Source organism: Virgibacillus carmonensis (assembly GCF_057836705.1).
This window is the reverse complement of sequence record NZ_JBYQFJ010000241.1, coordinates 1-616: the sequence shown is the minus strand read 5'-3', so window position 1 is coordinate 616 and position 616 is coordinate 1. Positions and strand designations below refer to the sequence as shown.

2 protein-coding genes are annotated in these 616 nt (G+C 37.3%); both read right to left on the bottom strand.

The window, feature by feature from the left end; all coding sequences use genetic code 11:
- On the bottom strand, positions 1-245 hold a 245-nt coding region (locus tag AC3G7N_RS21625), incomplete at its 3' end, for a DUF554 family protein (protein ID WP_489424190.1).
- 33 nt (positions 246-278) lie between these two features.
- The coding region (locus AC3G7N_RS21620) for an aminotransferase class V-fold PLP-dependent enzyme (protein WP_489424189.1) at positions 279-616 on the bottom strand (338 nt) is incomplete at its 5' end.

Here is a 616-nt window from a genome sequence, read left to right as displayed (position 1 = left end):
AATCGGTTCAACCCCTCTTCGACATGAACGAATTCTCCAATGATTGCTCCTGTCAATAAGCTTAATAAAACAACAATTATTGTTTCTGTGGAAAATGCCATTTGTAACCCGATTAATATGACAGCTAGTCCAATACCATGCATAACTGTTTCTTTATATCGCTCTGGTATCTTTGAGAAAAACAATCCCAGCAGGCTTCCAACAATAATGCAAGCTCCATTGATCAATGTTCCATATAAAGCCATTGCCCCAACTCCAATGCTACAATACTTATTTATTTAAAGTTCAACTTCCCTATATGCTGCTGTAATTTCTTTTATTGCATTAATGAATTCATCTATTTCGTCTGAAGTATTATAAATACCCAAACTTGCTCGCACAATACCCTGTTTATTTGTATGTAACGATTCATGTGTTAATGGGCTGCAATGCAGCCCGGCGCGAACTGCTATATTATAATGGGAATCCAAAACCATACTCACCTCTTGTGAAGGTATTCCAGCAATATTGAAAGCAGCAATGGGCATACGAAAAGAATTGGAATTTGGTCCATAACATATCACACCGTCTATCTTTTCAAGTGCTTCCACGAGCCTGTTTGCTAAAATTGTTTCAC